At 73.5% G+C, this 23,116-nt stretch carries 20 protein-coding genes, 2 pseudogenes and 1 riboswitch; of the genes and pseudogenes, 7 read left to right on the top strand and 15 right to left on the bottom strand.

Going from position 1 to position 23,116, the window contains the following annotated elements; genetic code table 11:
• Positions 1-5: 5 nt before the first annotated feature.
• Positions 6-1,460, bottom strand: coding sequence for a glycine hydroxymethyltransferase (locus ABD350_RS22295; protein ID WP_344350000.1), 1,455 nt, complete (start codon positions 1,458-1,460; stop codon positions 6-8).
• A 33-nt stretch (positions 1,461-1,493) separates the two neighbouring features.
• Positions 1,494-1,582: riboswitch (ZMP/ZTP riboswitch) on the bottom strand.
• A 102-nt stretch (positions 1,583-1,684) separates the two neighbouring features.
• Between ABD350_RS22295 and rocD the strand changes: the two genes are divergently transcribed.
• Positions 1,685-2,896, top strand: a complete 1,212-nt coding sequence (gene rocD, locus ABD350_RS22290) for an ornithine--oxo-acid transaminase (protein WP_344349999.1) — start codon at positions 1,685-1,687, stop codon at positions 2,894-2,896.
• On the opposite strand, the gene ABD350_RS22285 is transcribed toward rocD, so the two are convergent.
• Complete coding sequence (locus ABD350_RS22285; RefSeq protein WP_344349998.1) at positions 2,897-3,358, bottom strand: nuclear transport factor 2 family protein; 462 nt, start codon at positions 3,356-3,358, stop codon at positions 2,897-2,899.
• A gap of 96 nt (positions 3,359-3,454) precedes the next feature.
• On the opposite strand from ABD350_RS22285, the gene ABD350_RS22280 reads away from it, so the two are divergent.
• Positions 3,455-4,027 carry a TetR/AcrR family transcriptional regulator gene (locus tag ABD350_RS22280; protein ID WP_344349997.1) on the top strand — a complete coding sequence of 191 codons (573 nt, stop codon included), beginning with the start codon at positions 3,455-3,457 and terminating at the stop codon, positions 4,025-4,027.
• Here ABD350_RS22280 and ABD350_RS22275 read toward each other — a convergent pair.
• The 3 genes from ABD350_RS22275 to pdxR form a co-directional block, all read right to left on the bottom strand.
• Positions 4,024-5,208, bottom strand: coding sequence for a glutathionylspermidine synthase family protein (locus ABD350_RS22275; protein WP_344349996.1), 1,185 nt, complete (start codon positions 5,206-5,208; stop codon positions 4,024-4,026). The two genes, ABD350_RS22280 and ABD350_RS22275, sit on opposite strands and share 4 nt — an antisense overlap.
• A gap of 13 nt (positions 5,209-5,221) precedes the next feature.
• Entirely contained in the window at positions 5,222-5,644 is a 423-nt protein-coding gene (locus ABD350_RS22270) for a hypothetical protein (RefSeq protein ID WP_344349995.1), read from the bottom strand.
• A 96-nt stretch (positions 5,645-5,740) separates the two neighbouring features.
• Positions 5,741-7,132, bottom strand: coding sequence for a MocR-like pyridoxine biosynthesis transcription factor PdxR (gene pdxR, locus ABD350_RS22265; protein WP_344349994.1), 1,392 nt, complete (start codon positions 7,130-7,132; stop codon positions 5,741-5,743).
• A 47-nt stretch (positions 7,133-7,179) separates the two neighbouring features.
• On the opposite strand from pdxR, the gene ABD350_RS22260 reads away from it, so the two are divergent.
• The 3 genes from ABD350_RS22260 to ABD350_RS22250 are packed head-to-tail and all read left to right on the top strand — an operon-like array spanning position 7,180 to position 8,839.
• On the top strand, positions 7,180-7,680 hold the full coding sequence (locus ABD350_RS22260; RefSeq protein WP_344349993.1) for a carboxymuconolactone decarboxylase family protein: 501 nt from the start codon (positions 7,180-7,182) through the stop codon (positions 7,678-7,680).
• Positions 7,677-8,120 (top strand): carboxymuconolactone decarboxylase family protein, encoded by a 444-nt coding sequence (locus ABD350_RS22255; RefSeq protein ID WP_344349992.1) that lies wholly within the window; start codon positions 7,677-7,679, stop codon positions 8,118-8,120. The genes ABD350_RS22260 and ABD350_RS22255 overlap by 4 nt, the downstream gene beginning before the upstream one ends.
• On the top strand, positions 8,117-8,839 hold the full coding sequence (locus tag ABD350_RS22250) for an isocitrate lyase/PEP mutase family protein (RefSeq protein WP_344349991.1): 723 nt from the start codon (positions 8,117-8,119) through the stop codon (positions 8,837-8,839). Before ABD350_RS22255 ends, ABD350_RS22250 begins: the two co-directional genes overlap by 4 nt.
• 105 nt (positions 8,840-8,944) lie before the next feature.
• Here the strand turns inward: ABD350_RS22250 and ABD350_RS22245 are convergent, their stop codons facing one another.
• The 6 genes and pseudogenes from ABD350_RS22245 to ABD350_RS22220 all read right to left on the bottom strand — a co-directional run.
• Positions 8,945-9,895: an ABC transporter substrate-binding protein gene (locus ABD350_RS22245; RefSeq protein ID WP_344349990.1), complete on the bottom strand. Its 951-nt coding sequence runs from the start codon at positions 9,893-9,895 to the stop codon at positions 8,945-8,947.
• Between the two features lies 1 nt (position 9,896).
• Positions 9,897-11,867 (bottom strand): ABC transporter permease, encoded by a 1,971-nt coding sequence (locus tag ABD350_RS22240; RefSeq protein ID WP_344349988.1) that lies wholly within the window; start codon positions 11,865-11,867, stop codon positions 9,897-9,899.
• Positions 11,867-13,219, bottom strand: coding sequence for a quaternary amine ABC transporter ATP-binding protein (locus ABD350_RS22235; RefSeq protein ID WP_344349986.1), 1,353 nt, complete (start codon positions 13,217-13,219; stop codon positions 11,867-11,869). The genes ABD350_RS22240 and ABD350_RS22235 overlap by 1 nt, the downstream gene beginning before the upstream one ends.
• Positions 13,216-14,751, bottom strand: a complete 1,536-nt coding sequence (locus ABD350_RS22230) for a GMC family oxidoreductase (RefSeq protein ID WP_344349985.1) — start codon at positions 14,749-14,751, stop codon at positions 13,216-13,218. The genes ABD350_RS22235 and ABD350_RS22230 overlap by 4 nt, the downstream gene beginning before the upstream one ends.
• A 155-nt stretch (positions 14,752-14,906) precedes the next feature.
• Positions 14,907-16,427, bottom strand: coding sequence for an aldehyde dehydrogenase family protein (locus tag ABD350_RS22225; protein WP_344349984.1), 1,521 nt, complete (start codon positions 16,425-16,427; stop codon positions 14,907-14,909).
• Between the two features lie 175 nt (positions 16,428-16,602).
• Positions 16,603-17,001, bottom strand: a pseudogene (locus ABD350_RS22220) (LysR substrate-binding domain-containing protein); the annotation flags it as partial.
• Positions 17,002-17,018: 17 nt separating this feature from the next.
• On the opposite strand from ABD350_RS22220, the pseudogene ABD350_RS22215 reads away from it, so the two are divergent.
• Positions 17,019-17,219, top strand: a pseudogene (locus ABD350_RS22215) (MFS transporter); the annotation flags it as partial.
• 162 nt (positions 17,220-17,381) lie between these two features.
• Complete coding sequence (locus tag ABD350_RS22210) at positions 17,382-18,203, top strand: serine hydrolase domain-containing protein (RefSeq protein ID WP_344349983.1); 822 nt, start codon at positions 17,382-17,384, stop codon at positions 18,201-18,203.
• Positions 18,204-18,439: 236 nt separating this feature from the next.
• Here ABD350_RS22210 and ABD350_RS22205 read toward each other — a convergent pair whose 3' ends face one another.
• The 4 genes from ABD350_RS22205 to ABD350_RS22190 all read right to left on the bottom strand — a co-directional run bounded on the left by ABD350_RS22205 (position 18,440) and on the right by ABD350_RS22190 (position 22,896).
• Complete coding sequence (locus tag ABD350_RS22205; RefSeq protein WP_344349982.1) at positions 18,440-19,429, bottom strand: malate dehydrogenase; 990 nt, start codon at positions 19,427-19,429, stop codon at positions 18,440-18,442.
• Between the two features lie 325 nt (positions 19,430-19,754).
• Positions 19,755-21,371 (bottom strand): helix-turn-helix domain-containing protein, encoded by a 1,617-nt coding sequence (locus ABD350_RS22200; RefSeq protein ID WP_344349981.1) that lies wholly within the window; start codon positions 21,369-21,371, stop codon positions 19,755-19,757.
• A 186-nt stretch (positions 21,372-21,557) separates the two neighbouring features.
• Positions 21,558-22,052, bottom strand: a complete 495-nt coding sequence (locus tag ABD350_RS22195; protein WP_344349980.1) for a DUF3017 domain-containing protein — start codon at positions 22,050-22,052, stop codon at positions 21,558-21,560.
• Complete coding sequence (locus tag ABD350_RS22190; protein ID WP_344349979.1) at positions 22,042-22,896, bottom strand: bifunctional methylenetetrahydrofolate dehydrogenase/methenyltetrahydrofolate cyclohydrolase; 855 nt, start codon at positions 22,894-22,896, stop codon at positions 22,042-22,044. The genes ABD350_RS22195 and ABD350_RS22190 overlap by 11 nt, the downstream gene beginning before the upstream one ends.
• Between the last annotated feature and the right edge of the window lie 220 nt (positions 22,897-23,116).

Raw genomic sequence — 23,116 nt, 5'->3', positions numbered from 1 at the left:
GCTCTTCAGCCGAGGTCGACCTGCGGGTAGAGCGGGAAGCCCGCCACCAGGTCCGTGGCGCGGTGGGCGATCTCGTCGGCGACCTTCTCGTCCAGGACGTGGCTCGCCTTGGACGGGGCGCCGGACTTGGTGGTGCCCGGCTCGGTGGTGGTCAGGACGCGGTCGATCAGGGCCGCGACCTCGTCCATCTCCGCCGTGCCGAGGCCGCGGGTGGTCAGCGCGGGGGTGCCGACGCGGATGCCGGAGGTGTACCAGGCGCCGTTCGGGTCGGCCGGGATGGCGTTGCGGTTGGTGACGATGCCCGAGTCGAGCAGGGCCGCCTCGGCCTGACGGCCGGTGAGGCCGTAGGAGGTGGCGACGTCGATCAGGTTGAGGTGGTTGTCCGTGCCGCCGGTGACGAGGGTGGCGCCGCGGCGCGTCAGGCCCTCGGCGAGGGCGCGGGAGTTGTCGACGATGCGCTGGGCGTAGTCCCGGAAGGCGGGCTGCCGGGCCTCGGCGAGGGCGACGGCCTTGGCGGCCATGACGTGCGGGAGCGGGCCGCCGAGGACCATCGGGCAGCCGCGGTCCACCTGGTCCTTGAGGGAGTCGTCGCACAGCACCATGCCGCCGCGCGGGCCGCGCAGCGACTTGTGGGTGGTGGTGGTGACGATCTGGGCGTGCGGGACCGGGTCGAAGTCGCCGGTGAGGACCTTGCCCGCGACCAGGCCGGCGAAGTGGGCCATGTCGACCATGAGGGTGGCCCCGACCTCGTCGGCGATCTCCCGCATGATCCGGAAGTTCACCAGCCTCGGGTAGGCGGAGTAGCCCGCGACGATGATCAGCGGCTTGAACTCGCGGGCCTGGGCGCGCAGGGCGTCGTAGTCGATCAGGCCGGTGGCGGGGTCGGTGCCGTAGGAGCGCTGGTCGAACATCTTGCCGGAGATGTTCGGGCGGAAGCCGTGGGTGAGGTGGCCGCCGGCGTCCAGGGACATGCCGAGCATGCGCTGGTTGCCGAAGGCCTGGCGCAGCTCGGCCCAGTCGGCGTCGGTGAGGTCGTTGATCTGGCGGGCGCCGGCCTTCTCCAGGAAGGGCACCTCGACGCGGTCGGCGAGGACGGCCCAGAAGGCGACGAGGTTGGCGTCGATGCCGGAGTGCGGCTGGACGTAGGCGTGGCGGGCGCCGAAGAGCTCGCGGGCGTGTTCGGCGGCGAGGGCCTCGACGGTGTCGACGTTGCGGCAGCCGGCGTAGAAGCGGCGGCCGACGGTGCCCTCGGCGTACTTGTCGCTGAACCAGTTGCCCATCGCGAGCAGGGTGGCCGGGGAGGCGTAGTTCTCGGACGCGATCAGCTTGAGCATCCCGCGCTGGTCGGCGACCTCCTGGCCGATGGCGTCGGCGACGCGCGGCTCCACGGCGCGGATCACGTCGAGGGCGGCGCGGAAGGCGGTGGACTCGGTGGAGAGGGGGGCGGCGTTCTCGGGCATCGGGGACCTCCGGACGGTGTGCGTACAGCGTTCACGTTCGGCCCAGGCGCACGGCACTCTTACCGCTCGGGCCGCTCCCTGATGGTCTGTCCCATCCCAGCGCGCCAGTCACGGCCCGGGTGTCAGCCTACCGGGCGCGCCGGGCGGGGAAGATCCCGCGTCCACCATGCGAGCGGGGTTAAGAAGGAGGTCATCGTCGTATCCGGGCCGATCCGGGAGAGTCCGTGACCGCTGCCGAAGAAGACCTCATCGCCCTCGCCGACGCGCACTGCGCGCCCACCTACGATCCGCTGCCGGTGGTGATCGCCACGGGCGAGGGGGCGTGGCTGACGGATGTGGCCGGGCGGCGGTATCTGGACCTGCTGGCCGGTTACTCGGCGCTGAACTTCGGGCACGGCCATCCGCGGCTGGTCGAGGCGGCCCGGCGGCAGCTTCAGCGGCTGACGCTGACCTCCCGCGCCTTCCACCACGACCGGTTCGCGGCGTTCTGCGCGGAGCTGGCCGAGCTGTGCGGGATGGAGATGGTGCTGCCGGCGAACACGGGCGCGGAGGCGGTGGAGAGCGCGGTCAAGACGGCCCGGAAGTGGGGCTACCGGGTGAAGGGGGTGCCTGCGGAGATGGCGAAGATCGTCGTGGCGGGCGGCAACTTCCACGGCCGTACGACGACCGTCATCAGCTTCTCCACGGATCCCGCGGCGCGGGCGGACTTCGGGCCGTACACGCCGGGGTTCGAGATCGTGCCGTACGGCGACCTGACGGCGATGCGGGGGGCGCTGACGGAGAACACGGTGGCGGTGCTGCTGGAACCGGTGCAGGGCGAGTCGGGGGTGATCGTGCCGCCGGCCGGTTATCTGGCGGGGGTGCGGGAGCTGACCCGCGAGCGGAACGTGCTCTTCGTCGCCGACGAGGTCCAGTCCGGGCTGGGCCGGACCGGGCGGACCTTCGCGTGCGAGAACGAGGGGGTCGTGCCGGATGTGTACGTCCTGGGCAAGGCGCTGGGCGGCGGGATCGTGCCGGTGTCGGCGGTGGTGTCGAGCGCGGCGGTGCTCGGGGTGTTCCGGCCGGGTGAGCACGGGTCGACGTTCGGCGGGAATCCGCTGGCCTGCGCGGTGGCGCTGGAGGTGATCGCGATGCTGCGGACCGGGGAGTACCAGGAGCGGGCGGCCCGGCTGGGCGAGCGGCTGCACCGGCTGCTGGGCGAGCTGGCCGGGACGGGCCGGGTGACGGCGGTGCGCGGGCGGGGGCTGTGGGCCGGGGTGGACGTCTCCCCCGCGGTGGGCACCGGGCGGGAGATCGCCGAGCGGCTGCTGGCCCGTGGGGTCCTGGTCAAGGAGACCCACGGGGCGACGATCCGGATCGCGCCGCCGCTGGTGATCGGCGAGGACGATCTGGACTGGGGCGTGGAACAGCTGCGGGCGGTGCTGCTCGGCGCCTGATCAGCGCAGGGGGAGGTCGGTGCCGCGCTCGTCCGCGGGCCGGGGCCCGAAGATACGCCGGTCGGATTCCTCGATGGCCACGTCGTTGATGCTCGCCTCGCGGCGGCGCATCAGGCCGTGGGCGTCGAACTCCCACAGTTCGTTGCCGTAGGAGCGCCACCACTGCCCGTCGGTGTCGCGGCACTCGTACTGGAAGCGGACGGCGATGCGGTCCTCGTGGAAGCTCCACAGGCTCTTGCGCAGCGCGTAGTCGAGTTCCCGGCGCCATTTGGCGGTGAGGAAGGCGACGATCTCCTCCCGGCCGGTGAGGAACCGGTCGCGGTTGCGCCAGACGGAGTCCTCGGTGTAGGCGAGGGCCACCCGGTGGGGGTCGCGGGTGTTCCAGGCGTCCTCGGCCGCCTGGACCTTCTGCCGGGCGGTTTCCAGGGTGAACGGCGGGTAGGGCGGGCGTCCTTCGGGCACGGCGGCCTCCTATGGTCGAGAACGGTCGTTCTCCATCGCTGCGGCTAAGGTAGAGAACGACCGTTCTCAACGTCAAGGAGACACCGAGGAGCCCGGATGCCCGCCCCCGCCACCGAGGAACAGGACCACCTGGACCGCGAGACACTGCTGGACACCGCCGAGACGCTCTTCTACGCGCACGGCTTCCAGACGGTCGGCATGGACCGGGTCCGGGAGACGTCCGGACTGCCCCTGAAACGGATCTACCGGCTCTTCCCGACCAAGGAGGACCTGGTCGTCGCCATGCTCCGGCGCCGCGACCGGCGCTGGCGGGAGAGCCTGGCCGCCCACGTGGAGCGCGTCACCGACCCCCGCGAACGGGTCCTGGCGGTCTTCGACTGGCTCGCCGCGTGGTTCGCCGAGCCCGGCTTCCGCGGCTGCGCCTGGATCAACGCCCACGGGGAGCTGGGCGCCACCTCGGAGGCGGTCCTGACCGAGGTCCGCTCCCACAAACGCGCCTTCCACGCCCAGCTCGCCTCCTGGGTCAACGCCACGGGCCTCCCGCTCACCGAACCCGTCCACCTACTCGCCGAGGGCGCCATGGTCACAGCGGGCATCACAGGCGACCCGTCGGCGGCGGGACACGCGCGGGGGGCGGTGGAGGCGCTGTTCGGGGGCGCGGCGGCCTAGAGGATCACGTGGGGCAGGAAGCGGGCGTACTCGTCGGTGATCAGGCCCGTGGATTCGCGGATGCCGAGGCCCGCCGGTTCGCCGGCGACGATCCAGGTGCCCAGGACGACGTGGTTGCCGTCGAAGGCGGGGAGGGGGGACAGCTGCTGGTAGCAGCAGGGGTCCTCGCGCAGGGGTGGCGGGGTGTTCGGCTCGTGGACCGTGATGCCCTCGCCCTCGCGGCCCAGCAGGGGCTTCGCCACGTAGCCGGTGGTGGTGGCCAGGTCGCGGGGGCCGTCGAGGTAGGCGGGGAGGAGATGGGGATGGCCGGGGTACAGCTCCCACAGGATCGCCAGCAGGGCCTTGTTGCTCAGCAGCATCTTCCAGGCCGGCTCGATCCACAGGGTGCTGCCGGTGCCGCCGCCGTTGTCCAGGGTGTCCAGGACGTGGCCGCCGAAGGCGTCGGTGGTGAGCCACTCCCAGGGGTAGAGCTTGAAGATGCCCCGGATGAAGCGGAGCCGGTTGTCGACGAAGCGGCCGGAGAGGGAGTCCCAGCCGATCTCCTCCATGGCGAGCCAGTCGGTGGCCAGGCCGGCCTGCTCCGCCGTCTCCTTCAGATAGGCGACCGTCATCAGGTCCTCGCCGAGTTCGTCGGCGGCGGAGTGCGCGAAGTGCAGCAGGGCGCCGGGCGGCAGCAGCGCGGCCTGGGCGCGCCAGGCTTCCACCAGGCGTTCGTGCAGGGAGTTCCACTGGTCGGCGCCGGGAAAACGCTCCTCCATCCAGAACCACTGCGGGGAGGCCGCCTCCACCAGCGAGGTGGGCGTGTCCGCGTTGTACTCCAGCAGCTTCGCCGGGCCGGTGCCGTCGTAGCGCAGGTCGAACCGGCCGTAGACGGACGGCAGTTCGGCGCGGCGGTGCCAGGAATCGGTGACCGCGGCGGCCACCCGCCCGTCGGTGATGCCAAGGTCGGCCAGCCGGTCCTCGGCCACGATGTGCGCCGCCGCCGCGAGGCACATGCGGTGCAGTTCCGCGACGGTCTCCTCCAGCGCCTCGACCTCCTTGAGGGAGAAGACGTAGTAGGCGCTCTCGTCCCAGTACGGCCGCAGCGAGTCGTCGGGGTACCGGGTGAGGGGATAGACGAGGCCCTGGGCCTCGACGGTCTGCTGCCAGCCGGGGCGGGGGGTCGTGGTACGGCGTTCCATGCGCGTCCTCCGGTCAGCCGCCGGAGGAGCCGTGGCCGCCGCCGAAGCCGCCGCGGCTCACCCCGCCGTTGTCGTACGACGAACCACCCGAGCCGCCGCTTCCCGAACCTCCGCCCGACCCGCCGGACTTGTAGAAGGAACCGCCGTCGACCCAGCCGTTCTTCTCCTTGCCCTCGTAGTACCAGGCGGCGTTGACCGGTCGCTCGGCGCCCTTCCTGACGGGCTTCTTCCTGCCCGAGGAGGAGCCGCCGCTCCCGCCCGACGTCTTGCAGTCCTTGTCGGAGACGACCTTGTAGCCCTTGGAGACGTCGTAACTGTCGCGGTCCACACAGCGCTTGTCCGGGTCGGACGAGCAGGCGGTGAGGGCGGCGGCCAACAGGCCCATGCCGCCCAGGACGACCGTTCCGGAGCGCAGTTGCCGTGCGGTGTGCGCCATGATGTGTCTCCCCCGTCGGACGAGTGTTCGGCGGCCAGCCTAGAGACGGGGCGCGCGTACACCCAACCGGGGTGGCCCGCGGGCGCGCCCGCGCCGCTACGGCAGCACCCGGCACAGTGCCTCCAGCGCGCCCGCCCACGCGCTCTGTGGAGGGGTGCCGTAGCCGACCACCAGGGCGTCCGAGGGGTCGGCCGGCGCGTCGGGGTGGCGGTAGTAGGACAGGCCGTGCAGGGCCAGGCCCTGGAGGCCGGCCGCCTGGACCACCGGCTGTTCCAGGCCCGGCGGGAGCCGCAGCACCGCGTGCAGCCCGGCCGCGATGCCCGTGACCCGCACCGCCGGCGCCCGGTGGGCCACGGCCGCGGCGAGGGCGTCCCGGCGGCGCCGGTAGCGCAGGCGGGCGGAGCGGACGTGCCGGTCGTAGGCACCGGACGTGAGGAACTCGGCCAGCGTCAGCTGGTCCAGCGCCCCGCAGGTGTCGACGTGGCCCTTGGCCGCCACCGCCTCCTCCGCCAGGGCCGGCGGCAGCACCATCCAGCCCAGCCGCAGCCCGGGCGCGAGGGACTTGCTGGCGGTGCCCAGATAGACCACCCGGTCGGGGTCCAGGCCCTGGAGGGCGCCGACCGACTGGCGGTCGTAGCGGAACTCGCCGTCGTAGTCGTCCTCCAGCACCAGGGCGCCGGTGCGCCGCGCCCAGTCCACGACGGCGGCCCGCCGGTCGGGGTGCAGCGGGGTGCCCGTCGGGAACTGGTGGGCCGGGGTGAGCAGGACCGCCGCGGCACCGTCCGCCGCGCGCGGGTCGGTGCCGAGCGCGTCGTAGGGCAGCGCGGGGGTGGCCAGGCCCGCCGCGCGCAGCAGCCGCCAGTGGACGTCGAGGCCGTAGGACTCCACCGCGACCGTGTCCGCCCCGCGCGCCCGCAGCATCGCGCCGAGGACGCGCAGCGCGTGCGAGGTGCCGGCGGTGATCACGACGGTGTCCGGGGTGGCGCGCACGCCCCGGACCCGGGCGAGGTAGCCGGCGAGGGCGGTGCGCAGCTCGCGCCGGCCGCGCGGGTCGCCGTAGCCGAGCGCGTCGAAGGGGGCCGTGGCCAGCGCCCGGCGGGCGGCTTTCAGCCACTCGGCGCGCGGGAAGGCGGCGAGGTCGGGAGTGCCGGGGACCAGGCTGTGGGCGGGGCGGCCGGGCTCCCGGCGGCCCGGCCCGGACGGGGCGGGCGGCGGGGCCACCACCCGGTCCGCCACCCGGGTGCCGGAGCCCTGCCGGGCGGTGAGCCAGCCCTCCGCTACCAGGTCGGCGTAGGCCTCGGCGACGGTGTTGCGGGCGATGCCGAGGTCGGCGGCGAGGGTCCGGGAGGACGGCAGCCGGGTGCCGGGGGCGAGCCGGCCGGTGCGCACCGCGTCCCGCAGGGCGTCGGTCAGGCCCCGGCGCACACCGCCCGCGAGGGCCGGTTCGAGATGCAGGTCGACGCCCAAAGTGGCCCATGATTCCGCCATGGGAATGGACCATACCTCTGGGCTGCCTCGCTTCTAGGGTCGAAGACATGAGCACTCACGAACAACCCGTCACCTACGCCCCCGAGGAGCCGGCGCGGCTGCGCTGGGCCCAGCACGCGCCCGAGGTCTACAAGGCGATGATCCAGCTGGACGCCGTCGCCAACCAGGGCCTGGACCCCCGGCTGCGCGAGCTGGTCAAGATCCGCGCCTCCCAGGTCAACCACTGCGCGCGCTGCCTCGACATGCACTCCAAGGACGCCCTCGCGGCCGGCGAGAGCGTGGAGCGGATCATCCAGCTCGGCGCCTGGGAGGAGTCCCGGCACTTCTACACCGAGAAGGAGCTGGCGGCGCTGGAGCTGACCGACGCGATCACGGTCCTGACGGACGGGTTCGTGCCGGACGAGGTCTACGAGCGGGCCGCCAAGCACTTCGACGAGGCCGAACTCTCCCAGCTGATCGCCGCCATCGCCGTCATCAACGCCTGGAACCGGTTCGGCGTGTCCACCCGGACGCCTCCGGGCCACTACCACCCGGGGCAGCACAAGTGAACCGTACCCAGCTGCTCGACCCGAAGGTCTTCCAGGCGATGGCCGCCGTCAGCGCGGCGGCCAAGAAGGGGCTCGGCGACCTCGGCCTGGCCGAACTGGTGATGATCCGCGCCTCGCAGATCAACCACTGCGCGTTCTGCCTCGACATGCACCTGGGCCTGGCCCGGCGGCACGGCGAGTCGGAGGACCGCATCCACTTCCTGAACGCCTGGGAGGAGACCGAGGGCCTGTACAGCGAGCGGGAGCGGGCCGCGCTGGCGCTGACCGAGGCGGTCACCGTGCTCACGGCGGGCTTCGTTCCCGACGAGGTGTACGAGGCCGCCGCCAAACACTTCGACGAGGCGGAACTCTCCCACCTCATCGCCCTGATCACCGTCATCAACGGCTGGAACCGCCTGATGGTCAGCCGCCGGGTTCCACCGGGAGGGCGGCAGCCATGAGCAAGGCGGAGGAGTTCCGCGCCCTGCACCGGGGGCGCGCCCCGGGCGATCCGCTGGTGCTGCCCGGACCGTGGGACGCCGCCGCCGCGCGGGTCTTCGCGGAGGCCGGGTTCCCGGCGCTGGCCACGCCGAGCGCGGGGGTGGCCGCCTCCCTCGGGTACGAGGACGGGGCCACCCCGGCCGACGAGATGTTCGCGGCCGTCGCCCGGATCGCGCGGGCGGTGGACGTACCGGTCTCGGCGGACGTGGAGGGCGGTTACGGGCTCGCGCCCGCGGAGCTGGTCGAACGGCTGCTGGAAGCCGGTGTCGTGGGCTGCAACCTTGAGGACTCCGACGGGGGTGTCCTCAAGGACCCGCACGCGCACGCCGAGTTCCTCGCCGGGGTGCGGGAGGCCGCCGCCGGCCGGCTGTTCGTCAACGCCCGCGTCGACGTCTTCGTCCACGGCGACGGCGATCCGGAACGGGCCATCGAGCGGGCCGCGCTGTACCGCGCGGCGGGCGCCGACTGCGTGTACCCGATCCTCGCCCCGGCGGACGTGGTGCCGCTGCTGCGGTCGGGGATCGAGGGCCCGCTGAACCTGATGGGCCGGCCGGCCGGGGACGGCCCCTCGCCCGCCGCGCTCGGCGAACTCGGGGCCACCCGGGTCACGTTCGGACCGGGCCTCCAGCGGCGGGCGACGGCCGTGCTGCGGGAGATCGCGGCCGGGCTGCTGCCGTAGGGCCCACCGGGACTACCGGATCCGCCGGCGTCGGCCGGGGGCGGCGGCGTCGGCCGGGGGCGGCGGCGTCGGCCGGGGGCGGCGGCGTCGGCCGGGGGCGGCGGGTCAGGTCAGCCACTTCTTCCAGACGGACGGGTGGCCGTCCACCCACTTCTTCGCCGCCTCGGCCGGGGACAGCTTCTGTTCGGCGATCATCAGGGCCACCTCGTTCTGGTCCTCGGTGGTCCACCGGAACTTCCTCAGGAAGGCCGCCGCCTTGCCGCCGGACTTCGCGAAGCCCGCGTTGAGGTACTTCTTCAGCGGGGTGTGCGGGTAGCCGCAGGCCACCTTCGCCGGGTCCGCGTCGCAGCCCTCCTTGTACGGCGGCAGCCTCACCTCTGTCATCGGCACCTTCTCGAACAACCACTGGGGTGCGTACCAGTACGTCAGGAAGGGCTTCTTCTCCTTGGCGAACCGCTTGATCTGGGTGATCTGCGCGGCCTCGGAGCCGGCGAAGACGACCTGGTAGTCCAGTTTCAGGTTCTTCACCAGGGCCTTGTCGTGGGTGACGTAGGACGGGGAACCGTCCATCAGCTGGCCCTTGCCGCCGCTCTCGGCGGTGCGGAACAGCGAGGCGTACTTGTCCAGGTTCCGCCAGTCGGTGATGTCCGGGTGCCGCTTCGCGAGGTAGGTCGGCACGAACCAGCCGATGTGGCCGGTCACCCCGAGGCCGCCGCCGGACACGACCGTCCCCTTCTCCTCGACGTAGCGCTTCTCCTGCTCCGGGTGACCCCAGTCCTCCAGGAGCGCGTCGACCCGGCCCTGGCTGAGCGCGTCCCAGGCCGGCACCTCGTCCACCTGGACGGTGTCGACGCGGTAGCCGAGCTTGTGCTCCAGGATGTACTGGACGACGGCCGCGTCGGCCTGTGCGCCCACCCAGGACTGCACGGACAGCGTGACCGTCTTCGCGCCCCGGGCGTTGGCGAACGGGCTGGCCTGCTTGGTCATGTCGGCGGCGCCGCAGCCGGTGGTCAGGGCCAAGGCGGCCACGGCGGCCGTGATCGCGGTACGGCGCATGTCAGGCTCCCTTCCCCGCGCGGCGCCGGGTCGGCTGGGTCACCCGGTCGAGCATCAGGCCCAGGCAGACGATGGCGGCGCCGGCCACCAGGCCGGTGGCGAGGTCGCCCTGGGCGAGGCCGAAGGCGACGTCGTAGCCGAGGGCGCCGCCGCCGACCAGGCCGCCGATGATGACGACGGCGAGGACCAGGACCACGCCCTGGTTGACGGCGAGCAGCAGCGCGCGCCGGGCGAGCGGGAGCTGCACCTGCCACAGCTGCTGCCGTCCGGTCGCGCCGAGCGAGCGCGCGGACTCCAGCGCGGCCTGGTCGACCTGGCGCAGGCCCTGCGCGGTGATCCGGACGACGGCCGGCAGGGCGTAGACGACGGCCGCGGCGACGGCGGGGGCGCGGCCGACGCCGAACAGGGCGACGACCGGGATCAGGTACACGAACTGCGGCATGGTCTGGAAGACGTCCAGCACCGGGCGCAGGGCGCGGTCGACGCGGTCGCTGCGGGCCGCGGCGACACCGGTGGCCAGGCCCAGTACGAGGGTGACGGCGACGGCGGCCAGCACCTGGGAGAGGGTGTCGAGCGACGGCTCCCACACGCCGAGCACACCGATCGCGGCCATGGCGAGGACGGCGGTCAGCGCGGTGCGCCAGGTGCCGATGAGCCAGGCCAGGGCGGCGACCACGAGCAGCACCGACCACCAGGGCATCCCCTGGAGTCCGGCGCGGACCGGGTCGAGGACCCAGGTGGTGAAGTGACCCGCCCAGTCGGCGGTGCCGCCGACGACCGGGACACCGGAGTAGAGGTGGTCGGTCATCCAGTCGACGGCCCGGTTGACCGCTCCGGCGATGTCCAGGGTCCAGCCGGCGGGCCAGTCGGTCGCGCCGAGCAGCCGGGCGGCGAGGGCGGCGGCGACGGTGCCGGCCAGGGTGAGGGCCCAGCCGGTGATCCTCGGCCGGCCGGCGGACTCCGGGCGGGAGGCGGTCTTCGGGCGGGCGGTGGCGTCGCCCGCCGCACCGGTGAGCCGGTCCAGCACGATGGCGAGCAGGACGAGGGGGATGCCGGCGGCCAGGGCCGCGCCGACGTCGACCGAGGCGAGCGCCTGGTAGACGCGGTCGCCGAGGCCGCCGGCGCCGATGACGGCGGCGATGACGGCCATGGACAGCGCCATCATGATCGTCTGGTTGAGGCCCAGCAGCAGCTCCTGCCGGGCCAGCGGGATCCGGGCGGTCAGCAGCCGCTGGCGGCGGGTGGCGCCGAGCGACTCCACGGCCTCCAGGACTTCGGGGTCGGCCCCGCGCAGGCCGAGCGCGGTGAGCCGGGCCATCGGCGGGGCGGCGTAGACGACGGTGGCGAGGACGGCCGCGGGGACGCCGATGCCGAAGACCAGGACGACGGGGAGGAGGTAGGCGAAGGCCGGGAGCACCTGCATGGTGTCCAGCACCGGGCGCAGGGCGCGGTCGAGCCGGTCGGAGAGGCCGGCGGCGAGACCGAGGAGCGCGCCGACGACGACGGAGGCGAGGACCGCCACGACCATCAGGGCGAGGGTCTGCATGGTCGGCACCCACATGCCGAGGGCTCCGCAGACCAGGAAGGCGAGGGCCGTCCCGGCGGCCAGGCGGAGACCGGCCAGGCGCCAGGCGAGCAGGGCGCCGAAGGCCGTGACACCGGCCCAGCCCGCCGCGAGGAGGGTGAGGTAGACGGCGCGTACGGCGATGACGACCGCGTTGCTGAGGTGGCCGAGGAAGTACAGGAACAGGGGGTGGCTGTCCCGGTTGTCGATGACCCAGTCGCTGGCGGAGGCGAGGGGCTTGTCGAGGCTGACCGTGAGCGCGTGGGGCCAGGTGCCGTTGCCCCAGCGGTTCAGGAGGGGGAGGAGGACGGCGGTGAGGAGGGCGAGGAAGAGGAGTTTGGCGGCGGCCCGGCTCTTGAGCAGGCGGGGGGCCTTGGTCCGGGAGGTCGGGAAGGTGAGCGTTGCCATCAGACGGCCCCCCGGGTACCGCGCGCCGGGGCCTGGGACGCCGGCCGGCGCTCACCGCCCGGGGCGAAGGCGTCACCCTCGACTACGGCGGTCGCGCCCGCGGCGGCAGGGTCGCCTCCGGCTGCGGCACCGGGCGTACCCGTGACGGCGGCACCCCCGGATACGGCACCGGTCGCGCCCGCGGCGGCCGCGTCGCGCCCGGCTGCGGCGCCGGACGTGCTCGTGGCTGTGGGGGCTTCGTCGGGCAGTGGTGCGGGGGGCTGTGTGGTCGTGGTCGTGGTCGGTGCTTCGGGGGTGACGCCTGCTACGACGCCCAGCAGCCGGTCGTGGTCGACCACGCCCACGCAGCGGCCCGCGTCCATCACCCGGGCCGGGGTGCCCGCACGGGCGACCGCCTCGATGGCCTCGGCGACGGTGGCCTCGGGGCGCAGGGCCGGGCCGTGCGCGGCGTCCTCGGCGGACGCCGGGCGCATGGCGGTGCGGCAGGTCAGCACCTGTTCGCGGGGCACGTCCCGGACGAACTCGCGGACGTAGTCGTCGGCCGGGGCGCCGACGATCTCCTCGGGCGTGCCGAGCTGCACCACGCGGCCGTCGCGCATCAGCGCGATGCGGTCGCCGAGCTTCAGGGCCTCGCTCAGATCGTGGGTGATGAAGACCATCGTGCGGCCCTCCTCCCGGTGCAGCCGGGTCACCTCGTCCTGCATGTCCCGGCGGATGAGGGGGTCCAGGGCGCTGAAGGGCTCGTCGAACAGGAGCACCTCGGGGTCCACGGCCAGGGCCCGGGCCAGCCCCACCCGCTGGCGCTGGCCGCCGGAGAGCTGGCCGGGGCGGCGCTTCTCCATGCCGGCCAGGCCGACCTTGGCGACGAACTCGGCGGCGCGTTCCCGGCGTTCGGACCGGCCGACGCCCTGGATCTCCAGGCCGTAGGCGACGTTGTCGAGGACCGTGCGGTGCGGGAGCAGACCGAAGTGCTGGAAGACCATCGCGGCCCGGTGCCGGCGCAGTTCGCGCAGCCGGGCCCGGTCCATCGCGCGGACGTCCTCGCCGTCGATGGCGATGGTGCCCGCCGTCGGCTCGATCAGCCGGGTCAGGCAGCGGACCAGGGTGGACTTGCCGGAGCCGGACAGCCCCATGACGACGAAGACCTCGCCCTTGCGGACGTCGAAGGAGACGTCCCGGACGGCGGCCGTGCAGCCGGTGCGGGAGCGCAGCTCGGCGGGGGTGAGCGCGCTGAGCTCGGGGTCGGCGGGGACGCGCTCGGGCTTGGGGCCGAAGACCTTCCACAGGCCGGACACCGAGAAGACGGGCTCGGCCGTGGTGGGCGGCTTGCGGGTGGGGACGGTGAGGGTCATCGCAGGTCACCTCCGATCAGGTCGACGGCCTTCTCCCCGACCATGAGCACCCCGATCATCGGGTTGACGGCGGTCATGGTCGGGAAGACGGACGCGTCGGCGATACGGATGCCGTCGAGGCCACGAATGCGCAACTCGGGGTCCACTACGGCGAGTTCGTCGTCGGCGGCGCCCATCTTGCAAGTGCCGGCCGGGTGGTAGACGGTGTGGGCCGCCTTGCGGGCGTACTCGCTCAGCTCGGCGTCGCCGGTGATCTCCGGGCCGGGGCACACCTCGCGCTTGAGCCAGCCGGCCAGCGGCTCGGTCTTGGCGATCTCGCGGGCGATGCGGATGCCGTCGACCAGGGTCCGGGCGTCGTAGTCGTCCTCGTCGGTGAAGTAGCGGAAGTCGAGGGCCGGCTTGACGGCGGGGTCCGCGCTGGTCAGGTACAGACGGCCGCGGCTCTTCGGCTTGGGGATGTTCGGGGTCATCGAGACGCCGAACTCCGGCCGCTGGTAGCCGAGGCGCTCCGGGTTGTCGGTGAACGGGATCTGGTAGAAGTGGAACATCAGGTCCGGTCCGGCGTGCTCCGGGTCGCGGCGCACGAACAGGCCCGCGTCGGAGTCCATCGCCGAGTTCTCCGGGATCGGGCCGTGGGTCTCCCAGACGATGACCGACTCGGGATGGTCGAGCAGGTTCTCGCCGACGCCCGGCAGGTCGTGTACGACGGGGATGCCGAGCGCTTCGAGGTCGGCCCGGGGACCGATGCCGGAGTGGAGCAGCAGGCGCGGGGAGTCGACGGCGCCCGCGCACAGTACGACTTCCTCGCGGGCCCGGACGAGCAGCTCTTCACCGTCCTTGGTGCGCACGTGCACGCCCTCGGCGCGAGTGCCGTCCAGCTCCAGCTTGTACGCCCAGGTCTCCAGCAGGATCGTCAGGTTGGGACGCTCGTCCATCACCGGGTGGAGGTAGGCGACGGAGGCGGAGGAGCGCTTGTTGTTCTCCGGGTGGTAGGCGAGGTCGAAGAAGCCGACGCCCTCGGTGAACGGCGCGCGGTTGAAGCCCTCGACGCGGGGTACCCCGAGCGCGGACCGGGCGGCGTCGACGAAGTCGCGGGCGATGGCGTTCCGGTCCTTCTCGTCGACGGAGACGATGTTGTTCTTCAGGCGGGCGAAATAGGCCTCCATGGGGACGGCGCCCCAGCCCTTGGCGCCGGCCGCCTCCCACTCGTCCCAGTCGGAGGGCAGGGGCTTGAACGAGATGAGGGTGTTGTGCGAGGAGCAGCCGCCGAGGACGCGGGCGCGGCTGTGCCGGATGTGGGAGTTGCCGCGGGGCTGCTCCACCGTCGGGTAGTCGTAGTCGAGTTCGCCGCCGAGCAGGCCCATCCAGCGGCGCAGGGTGAGGACGTCGTCGCGGCCGACGTCGCTCGGGCCGCCCTCGATGACGGCGACGGTGACATCCGGGTTCTCGGTGAGGCGGGAGGCGATGACGGAGCCGGCCGTGCCGCCGCCGATGACGACGTAGTCGTAGACGTGGGGGGTGCTGTCGGACATGGGGGGTACTACTCCAGGGACTCGGGACGGGGGGAGCTGAGGGAGGACCGCCGGCCGGTGGGCCGAGGGGGGCGGCCCGCGAACCGAGGGGGCGGCCCGTGAACCGAGGGGCCGGCCGGCGGGCCGCGGGAGGCCGGCCGGCGAGCCGGGAGGGGTCAGCCGGCGAACCAGCGCACCGGCTTCGGCGCGAGGTTCTCGTAGACGTGCTTGGTCTCGCGGTACTCGGCGAGCCCGGCGGGACCCAGTTCGCGGCCGGTGCCGCTCCTGCCGAAGCCGCCCCACTCCGCCTGCGGCAGATAGGGGTGGAAGTCGTTGATCCAGACGGTGCCGTGCCGCAGCCGGGACGCCACCCTGCGGGCCTTGGCGGTGTCCGCGCTCCAGACCGCGCCGGCCAGGCCGTACTCGGTGTCGTTGGCGAGGCGGACGGCCTCCTCCTCGGTGCGGAAGGTCTCGACGGTGAGGACCGGGCCGAAGACCTCCTCGCGGACGACGCGCATCTCGCGGTGGCAGGCGTCGAGGACGGTGGGCTCGTAGAACCAGCCGGTCGCGGGGCGCTCGGGTGAGGGGTCTGGCCGCTTGCCGCCGCAGCGCAGGACGGCACCCTCTTCGAGGGCGGAGGCGACGTACGCCTCGACCTTGGCGCGCTGCTGCTCGGAGACGAGCGGGCCGCACTCGACGCCGTCCGCCGTGCCGCGGCCGAGCCTGATCTTCTGGGCGCGGCGGGCGAGTTCGGCGACGAAGCGCTCGCGGACGGACTCCTCGACGATGAGCCGGGCGCCGGCCGAGCAGACCTGGCCGCTGTGGATGAAGGCCGCGTTGAGGGCCTGGTCCACGGCGGTGTCGAAACCCTCCTCGGTGGCGCAGGCGTCGGCGAAGACCACGTTGGGGTTCTTGCCGCCGAGTTCGAGGGCGACCTTCTTGACGGTGGGCGCGGCGGCCTGGGCGACCTTGGTCCCGCTGGCCAGACCGCCGGTGAAGGAGACCAGGTCGACGCCGGGGTGCTCGGCGAGCCGGGCGCCGACGGTGTGGCCGGGGCCGGTGACGAGGTTGGCCACGCCGGCGGGCAGGCCGGCCTCGGTGAGCAGCCCGATCAGCGCGATGGTGGTCATCGGGGTGATCTCACTGGGCTTGATCACGAAGGTGTTGCCGGCCGCGAGCGCCGGGGCGATCTTCCAACTGGCCTGGAGCAGCGGATAGTTCCAGGGGGTGATCAGCGCGCAGACGCCGACCGGTTCGTGGACGACCACGCTGTGGATGTCGGGCGAGCCCGCGTCGACCACCCGGCCGGGGGCCTCGGCGGCGACCAGATCGGCGAAGTACCGGAAGGCGTCGGCGACACAGTCGATGTCGACCCGGCCCTCCTCGACGGTCTTGCCCGCGTCCCGGCTCTCCAGCAGGCCGAGTTCCTCGCGGTCGCGCACGAGGAGAGCGGCGACGCGGCGCAGCAGCGCGGCGCGTTCGGCGACCGGGGTGCGGGGCCAGGGGCCGCGGTCGAAGGCGTGCCGGGCGGCGGCCACCGCGCGGTCGGCGTCCCTCTCGTCCCCCTCGGCGACCACGGCGAACGGCCGGGCGTCCGCGGGGTCGAGGATCTCCCGGGTCGCGCCGGAGACCGCTGCCAGCCACGCGCCGTCCGCGTGGATGGTCGCCTGGGGCTGTCGTTCCGTTCTGTCCGCCATGATCGGTGTTGCCTTCCGTTCCTGTTCCGTGCCCCTGTGTCACACGCATGTCACGCTCGGGGACCGTCGCCGCCTGCCCAGGGCTCCGGCTCCGCATGCGGAATCGATGGCCGAACGTGCTCGGCGTCACGAAAAACGGGGGTGATAACGGACGAAAACGGAAGGCGAGCCCTGACTAGCCGGTCGCCCGTCCCGGTGTGAGCAGCTCCCGTGCGCGGTCGCGCAGCCAGGCGTGGGCCGGATCGGCGTCGTGGCGCGGGTGCCAGGCGAACCCCACCGCCATCGTGGGCAGCGGCAGCGGGATCTCGAAGGGGACCAGCCCGAGGGCGTCGGCCGGCGGGCGGCCCCCCTCGGTGATCAACCCGATGAGGTCGGTGTCGCGCAGCACGAACAGGGAGGCCGGACAGCTGCCGACGCCGCCCACCACCCGGCACTCCAGACCGAGCCCGGCGAGAGCGTCGTCGACGGGCCCGCGTTGTCTGCCGCGCCGGGAGACGACGAGGTGCCCCGCCGCCCCCGCGAACCGCTCGGACGTCACCTCGGCCTTCCGCCGCAACCGGGCCCTGGCCGCCGCCGGCGGCGAGGGCAGCGGCAGCCCTGTTCGCCGCGGGCGCCGCGGCCAGTGCGCTGGCCCCCGGCCCGGCGCTGCTGATCGCGGGCCGGGGCCTGTCCGGGGCCGGGGCCGCGCTGATCACCCCGGCGACGATGTCGATCCTGGTGCACCCGGCCGGGCCCGAGCGCCGCGCCCAGGCGATGACGTCCTGGACGCTGGCCATCGGGCTGGTGGGCCTGACGGTCCTGGCGGCCCCCCTGGTCCCCCTCGGCCACCGCCCCTCCGTCCACCCACCCCGGCCGACTCCGACAACCCCCACGACACAGGATCGGGTGGCGTGAAACGTTCGGTTGGTTTCGGGGGGCGGCGCACAATGCGGGCCCCGAGCGAGAGGAACCGCCGTGCGCCGTATCCCGACCTGTGTGCTGACCGACGCGGCCCCGCCGCGGGTGGGCAACGGACACGCGGTGGACCGCTATGTGCAGATCGGCTCCCTCACCAAGGCGCTGACCGGCACGTTGCTCGCCCGGCTGGCGGAGGCGGGCGTGGCCGCGCCCGACGACCCGGTCGAGCGGTGGCTGCCGGCACCGCCCGGCACCGGGATCACCCTGCTGCACCTGGCCCGGCACACCTCGGGACTCCCCCGGCTGCCGCCCGGCCTCGGCCCCCGGGACCCGTACGCGACTTTCGGCCACGCGGAGTTGGAGCGGCTGGTCCGCGGCCTGGACACCGTCGCCGTGCGCCCGCCGGGGGACGAGGAGTACTCCAACCTCGGGTACGCCGTCCTCGGCGCCGCCCTGGCCGCCGCGGGCGGGGCCGGCTACGAGGAACTGCTGCAGGCGTACGTCCTGCGGCCGGCGGGCGTCACCGAGGTGACCGTCCGCCCGGCTCCCGCACGGCGGCTCACGGCACCCGGTCTGCTGCCGGGGACGCGGCGCAGGCCCTGGACGATGGACGGGGCGATCCTCCCGGCGGGCGGCCTGTGGGCGACACCGCGCGCGGTCGCCGCGCTCGTCGTGGCGCTGCTGGTGGAACGGCGGCTGGGCGAGCCGGCCGTGGGGTGGCAGTCGGCGGGGCCGCTCACCTGGCACAACGGCGCCACCCGGGACGCGTCCGTGTTCGCCGGGGCGATGGCGGACGGGCGGTGGGCCGTGGTGCACCGGCTGAACGGACGGGCGGAGGACACCGACCGGGCCGGCGTCGCGCTGCTGCGGCGGCCGTAGCGCCGGAAACGTCAACGCCGCGAACGTCAACGCCGCAAACGACGAGGTCCCCTTCCGCCGTCGCGGGAGGGGACCTCGTGTGTGGAGCGCCGGGCAGGCCTTGCACCTGCATCTCCCCGCAGGAAGCGGGGCGTCTTTCCTTGGACCACCAACGCACAGTCGGCTTCCGGGAGTTCCGGCGGCCGGTGTGTGATCAACTATAGCCCACGCCGGCCGCCGCAGTCACCTCCGGACGCTCAGATGAGGCCGAGGCCGCGGACCGCCTCGCGCTCCTCCGCCAGCTCCTTGACGGAGGCGTCGATGCGGGCGCGGGAGAACTCGTTGATGTCCAGGCCCTGGACGATCTCGTACTTGCCGTCCTTGCAGGTGACCGGGAAGGAGGAGATCAGGCCCTCCGGGACGCCGTAGGAGCCGTCCGACGGGATGCCCATGGAGGTCCAGTCACCCTCGGCGGTGCCGTTGACCCAGGTGTGGACGTGGTCGATGGCGGCGTTGGCGGCGGAGGCGGCCGACGAGGCGCCACGGGCCTCGATGATCGCGGCACCGCGCTTGGCGACGGTCGGGATGAAGTCCTCGGCCAGCCACTTCTCGTCGTTCACGACCTCGGCGGCGTTCTTGCCGGCGACGGTGGCGTGGAAGATGTCCGGGTACTGGGTGGCGGAGTGGTTGCCCCAGATGGTCAGGCGCTTGATGTCGGCGACCGAGCTGCCCGTCTTCTTCGCGAGCTGGGTCAGCGCGCGGTTGTGGTCCAGGCGGGTCATCGCGGTGAAGCGCTCGGCCGGGACGTCCGGCGCGGCAGCCTGCGCGATGAGCGCGTTGGTGTTGGCCGGGTTGCCGACGACGAGCACCTTGATGTCGTCCGCGGCGTGGTCGTTGATGGCCTTGCCCTGCGGCTTGAAGATGCCGCCGTTGGCCTCCAGCAGGTCACCGCGCTCCATGCCCTTGGTGCGCGGGCGGGCGCCCACCAGCAGGGCCACGTTGGCGCCGTCGAAGGCCACGTTCGGGTCGTCGGTGATGTCGATGCCCTGCAGCAGCGGGAAGGCGCAGTCGTCCAGCTCCATCGCGGTGCCCTCGGCGGCCTTGAGCGCCGGCGTGATCTCCAGGAGGCGCAGCCGGACCGGAACGTCCGCGCCGAGCAGCTGGCCGGAGGCGATGCGGAAGAGCAGGGCGTAACCGATCTGGCCGGCCGCGCCGGTGACGGTGACGTTCACGGGAGTGCGGGTCATGGCGTTCTCCGTATGACAGCTGGCGGTGGGGCGTCCCTGCCCCGGGCGGATGATCGATCTCTTGGTATCAAGAGAGATCAGCGGTCAGGCTATCGCGCATCCGGCATGTGAGACCCCCGGGGCCGTGTGGCTCACCCCACAAGGGGACCAGGGGGACGTATCGCCTGGACGGCCGTGGTGGGGGCGCATACGAAAGGCGGCCGTCCGCCGTCCGGGAGAGGAGGGACGACGACGGCCGCCTGTGGGGGCCGGAGTTCCGGTCTCCCGTGGGGGTACGGTTCGCGTGCCCAGGATCCGGCAGGCTATGCACGCGGACCGGAATTTCTCACTCCGTGCAGCCCTTCTGGCCCGAGGCGAGCGTGGCACAGGCCCTGGCCTGGGCCGCGTTCCGTACGGCGACCATCGGGGTGTACCCGATGGTGTCCCCTACGGCAGTGATGTCGCCCGTCTGCCGTTCCCCGCCCGCGGTGACCCGCACGGTGTCGCCGGGCGCGCCGCTGGTGATCCGGCCCCAGGCCGTGCCGCAGACCTTGCTGTAGCGGACCTCCAGGGTGGTGGTGCCGACGGTGGCGGTCTTGGCGGTGGTCACCTGCTCGCCGCCGCATCCCATGGCCTCGGCGTCCTTGCCGGTGCAGGCGGAGCCGGCGCACTTGACGCCGGGGGGCGGACCGACCGGGGCGGAGGCCGACGGGGAGGGCGACTTGGCCGCACCGGCCGGGCCGTCGCCGTCGCGGTGGGTGAAGTAGAAGACGCCGCCGATGAGGGCGAGTACGCCGACCAGTCCGGCGAAGAACATCACCACCTGCTGCCGGCGCGCGGACGAGCGCTCCCCCGGCGCGGGGCGCCCCTCGGGGGCACGGGCGGGGCCGGGCGCGGTGCCGGCGGGCGGGGCGCCGAGGGGCCGGGTGGCGTCGACTCCGGCCGGACCGCCGAGGGGAGCGGCCGGGGTGGCGGCCGCGGCTCCGTTCGCCCGGCCCGCGGGCCGGGCACCCGGACGGGCGCTCGCCGGGGAGGGCCCCCGGTAACCGGCCACGCCCCAGGAGTTCTTGACGGGCACGCCCGCCCCACCGGAGCCACCGGAGACCTTACGGCCACCATCCGCCGTACGCGCACCGGAACGACCGTCACCGACCGTGCCACCACCGGCCGTACGCCCACCGGAACGGCCTTCGGTGACCGCCCCTCCGGCGGCCGTCGCCCGCGCGCCGGAGCCGCTGTCGGTGGCCGTGCCCCCGCCGCTCCCGCTCGCCCGGCCGGAGCCGCCGCCGCGTGCCGGGCCGCCGTCGGGTGCCGGGCCGGTGTCGTTCCGGCCGGCCGTACCCGCGCCGCCCTCGCTCTCCGGGCCGTCCGCTTCGCCGTCACGGGCGTCGGTGTCGGCGTCCCGGGCCGACGGCTGGGCGGGGATGGCCGCCGAGACCCAGCCGGGGCGGGCGCTCCGCGGTGCCACGGCGGTACCGGCGCCGCCCGTCCCGGAGCCCTTGCCGGCCCCCTTGCCGACGCTCTTGCCGAGTCCCTTGCCGACGCCCTGTCCGGCGCTGACTTCGGCACCCTTCCCGACAGCCCGGCCCACGCCCTTGCCGAGACCCGGTCCGGTTCCCTTGCCGGCGCTCTTCGGGTCGCTCTCCCCCTCCGCGATCCGCAGCGCCTGCAACGTGCTGCCGTCCCGCAGCTCCGCCCGGCTCCAGGCACGTTCGGCCAGTTCCCACAGGGTGGTCAGCGGGCCCGGAGGGGCGCCGGTGACCTCGGCGAGGGCGATGACCGCGCCCTTGGGCGCCAGCAGCCGGCCGCCCAGGTACCGCTCCCAGGACGTCGTACCGTAGCCCGTCCGGTCGGCCAGTGCCGCGACGTCCAGACCGCTGCGGTCCACGAGTTGCCGCAGTCCGACGGTGAACTCCTTGATCTGCGGGTCCAGATCGTCCGGCAAGGCTTTCCATCGAGGCATGGGTTTCCCCCTCTTCCCCCGGTCGTGCTGTCGATCTCACACACCCCGGCCACCCACAGGGATGCGCTGACCAAGGATCCCAGTTCCCGGGGCCGTACGCACACGGGCGGCCGGGAGCGGGGAGGTACGGCGGGTGGCCCGCGCCCCCGGGGAGGGAGGAGCGGGCCACCTGGCGTACGGCGTGCGCTACTTGGTGAGCGTGAAGTGCAGGATGTCCTTCAGGAAGGGCAGCTTCAGCAGCGGGTCGGGCTGGATCATCAGCGCCAGCAGCACGATGGCCAGGCCCAGGAAACCGTACGTGGCGATGTCCGTGAAGCGGGAGCGTACGGCGAGCATGCCGACGTCGGGCAGCAGCCAGCGCAGCACCGCGCCGCCCAGCAGCGCGAGGCCGATGATCAGCGTGCCCGCGCGGAACGCGTCCAGCGCGGTGATCAGCAGGCCGAGCGCGACCAGGCCGACGACGGTGAGCAGCGGCCACTGCCGGGCGGGCGCCGGGGCGTCGCCGGGCGCGGCCCGGCCGCCGCCCTCGGGCCGGGCGGTGTCCTTCGTACGCCATCTCCTGGGGGGTATCCGCCCCGCGCCCCCACGCGGGGAGCGGCGCGCGCGGCCCGGCCCGGCCGCCGCGGTGATCCTCTCCCGCAGGGTCGGGGCCGCGTGCCCGCGGGCGTCCTCAGCCGGCACTGCGCTCCGCCGCCTCGACCACGTTGACCAGCAGCTGGGCCCGGGTCATCGGGCCGACGCCGCCGGGGTTCGGGGAGATCCAGCCGGCCACCTCGGTGACGTCCGGGTGGACGTCACCGACGATCTTGCCCTCGGCGTTGCGGGAGACGCCGACGTCCAGGACGGCCGCGCCGGGCTTGACGTCCTCGGCGCGGATCAGGTGCGGGGAGCCGGCCGCCGCGATGACGATGTCGGCGCGCCTGAGGTGGGCGGACAGATCACGGGTGCCGGTGTGGCACTGGGTGACGGTGGCGTTCTCGCTGCGCCGGGTGAGCAGCAGCGGCATCGGGCGGCCGATGGTGACACCGCGGCCGACGACCACGACCTCGGCGCCCTTGATCTCCACGCCGTGGCGGCGCAGCAGGGTGAGGATGCCGTTGGGGGTGCAGGGCAGCGGGGCGGGCTCGTTCAGGACCAGCCGGCCGAGGTTCATCGGGTGCAGGCCGTCGGCGTCCTTGGCCGGGTCCATCAGTTCCAGGACGCGGTTCTCGTCGATGCCCCGGGGCAGCGGCAGCTGGACGATGTAGCCGGTGCAGGCCGGGTCGTCGTTCAACTCGCGGACGACCGCCTCGATCTCCTCCTGGGTGGCCGTTGCGGGCAGTTCGCGCTGGATGGAGGCGATGCCCACCTGGGCGCAGTCGCGGTGCTTGCCGGCGACGTACTTCTGGCTGCCGGGGTCGTCCCCGACCAGGATCGTGCCGAGGCCGGGCGTGACGCCCTTCTCCTTCAGCGCCGCCACGCGGGCGGTCAGATCGGACTTGATCTCGGCTGCGGTGGCCTTGCCATCGAGAATCTGGGCGGTCATGTCCCCATCCTCGCGGATGACCCGCTCCGGGTTCCAATCCGGGTGCCACGGCTCGCCCGTTGATGTTGCACTTGCACAACGCCTGAGCTTCCCGGCTGGACAAATGTCGACTCTTGCCAGGACGATGATCGGCGCAGTACCGCGGTCTGGTGGGGGGCAAACCGCTCAGTTCCTGACGTTCCTCCGTGCCTTCCGCGCCGTCCCCGAAGTGTTAACAGAG

The sequence above is a fragment of the Streptomyces nogalater genome (genome assembly GCF_039532885.1).
GTDB classification, from domain to species: Bacteria; Actinomycetota; Actinomycetes; order Streptomycetales; family Streptomycetaceae; genus Streptomyces; species Streptomyces nogalater.
The sequence above is the reverse complement of the archived record's forward strand: the minus strand, read 5'-3'. Positions and strand labels throughout refer to the sequence as shown.

Excerpts from the sequence above, each read along its gene's own strand:
- ABD350_RS22295 (WP_344350000.1), bottom strand. The coding sequence starts at position 1,460 with ATGCCCGAGAACGCCGCCCCCCTCTCCACCGAGTCCACCGCCTTCCGC.
- ABD350_RS22280 (WP_344349997.1), top strand. The coding sequence starts at position 3,455 with ATGCCCGCCCCCGCCACCGAGGAACAGGACCACCTGGACCGCGAGACA.
- ABD350_RS22275 (WP_344349996.1), bottom strand. The coding sequence starts at position 5,208 with ATGGAACGCCGTACCACGACCCCCCGCCCCGGCTGGCAGCAGACCGTC.
- ABD350_RS22270 (WP_344349995.1), bottom strand. The coding sequence starts at position 5,644 with ATGGCGCACACCGCACGGCAACTGCGCTCCGGAACGGTCGTCCTGGGC.
- pdxR (WP_344349994.1), bottom strand. The coding sequence starts at position 7,132 with ATGGCGGAATCATGGGCCACTTTGGGCGTCGACCTGCATCTCGAACCG.
- ABD350_RS22260 (WP_344349993.1), top strand. The coding sequence starts at position 7,180 with ATGAGCACTCACGAACAACCCGTCACCTACGCCCCCGAGGAGCCGGCG.
- ABD350_RS22250 (WP_344349991.1), top strand. The coding sequence starts at position 8,117 with ATGAGCAAGGCGGAGGAGTTCCGCGCCCTGCACCGGGGGCGCGCCCCG.
- ABD350_RS22245 (WP_344349990.1), bottom strand. The coding sequence starts at position 9,895 with ATGCGCCGTACCGCGATCACGGCCGCCGTGGCCGCCTTGGCCCTGACC.
- ABD350_RS22240 (WP_344349988.1), bottom strand. The coding sequence starts at position 11,867 with ATGGCAACGCTCACCTTCCCGACCTCCCGGACCAAGGCCCCCCGCCTG.
- ABD350_RS22235 (WP_344349986.1), bottom strand. The coding sequence starts at position 13,219 with ATGACCCTCACCGTCCCCACCCGCAAGCCGCCCACCACGGCCGAGCCC.
- ABD350_RS22230 (WP_344349985.1), bottom strand. The coding sequence starts at position 14,751 with ATGTCCGACAGCACCCCCCACGTCTACGACTACGTCGTCATCGGCGGC.
- ABD350_RS22225 (WP_344349984.1), bottom strand. The coding sequence starts at position 16,427 with ATGGCGGACAGAACGGAACGACAGCCCCAGGCGACCATCCACGCGGAC.
- ABD350_RS22205 (WP_344349982.1), bottom strand. The coding sequence starts at position 19,429 with ATGACCCGCACTCCCGTGAACGTCACCGTCACCGGCGCGGCCGGCCAG.
- ABD350_RS22200 (WP_344349981.1), bottom strand. The coding sequence starts at position 21,371 with ATGCCTCGATGGAAAGCCTTGCCGGACGATCTGGACCCGCAGATCAAG.
- ABD350_RS22190 (WP_344349979.1), bottom strand. The coding sequence starts at position 22,896 with ATGACCGCCCAGATTCTCGATGGCAAGGCCACCGCAGCCGAGATCAAG.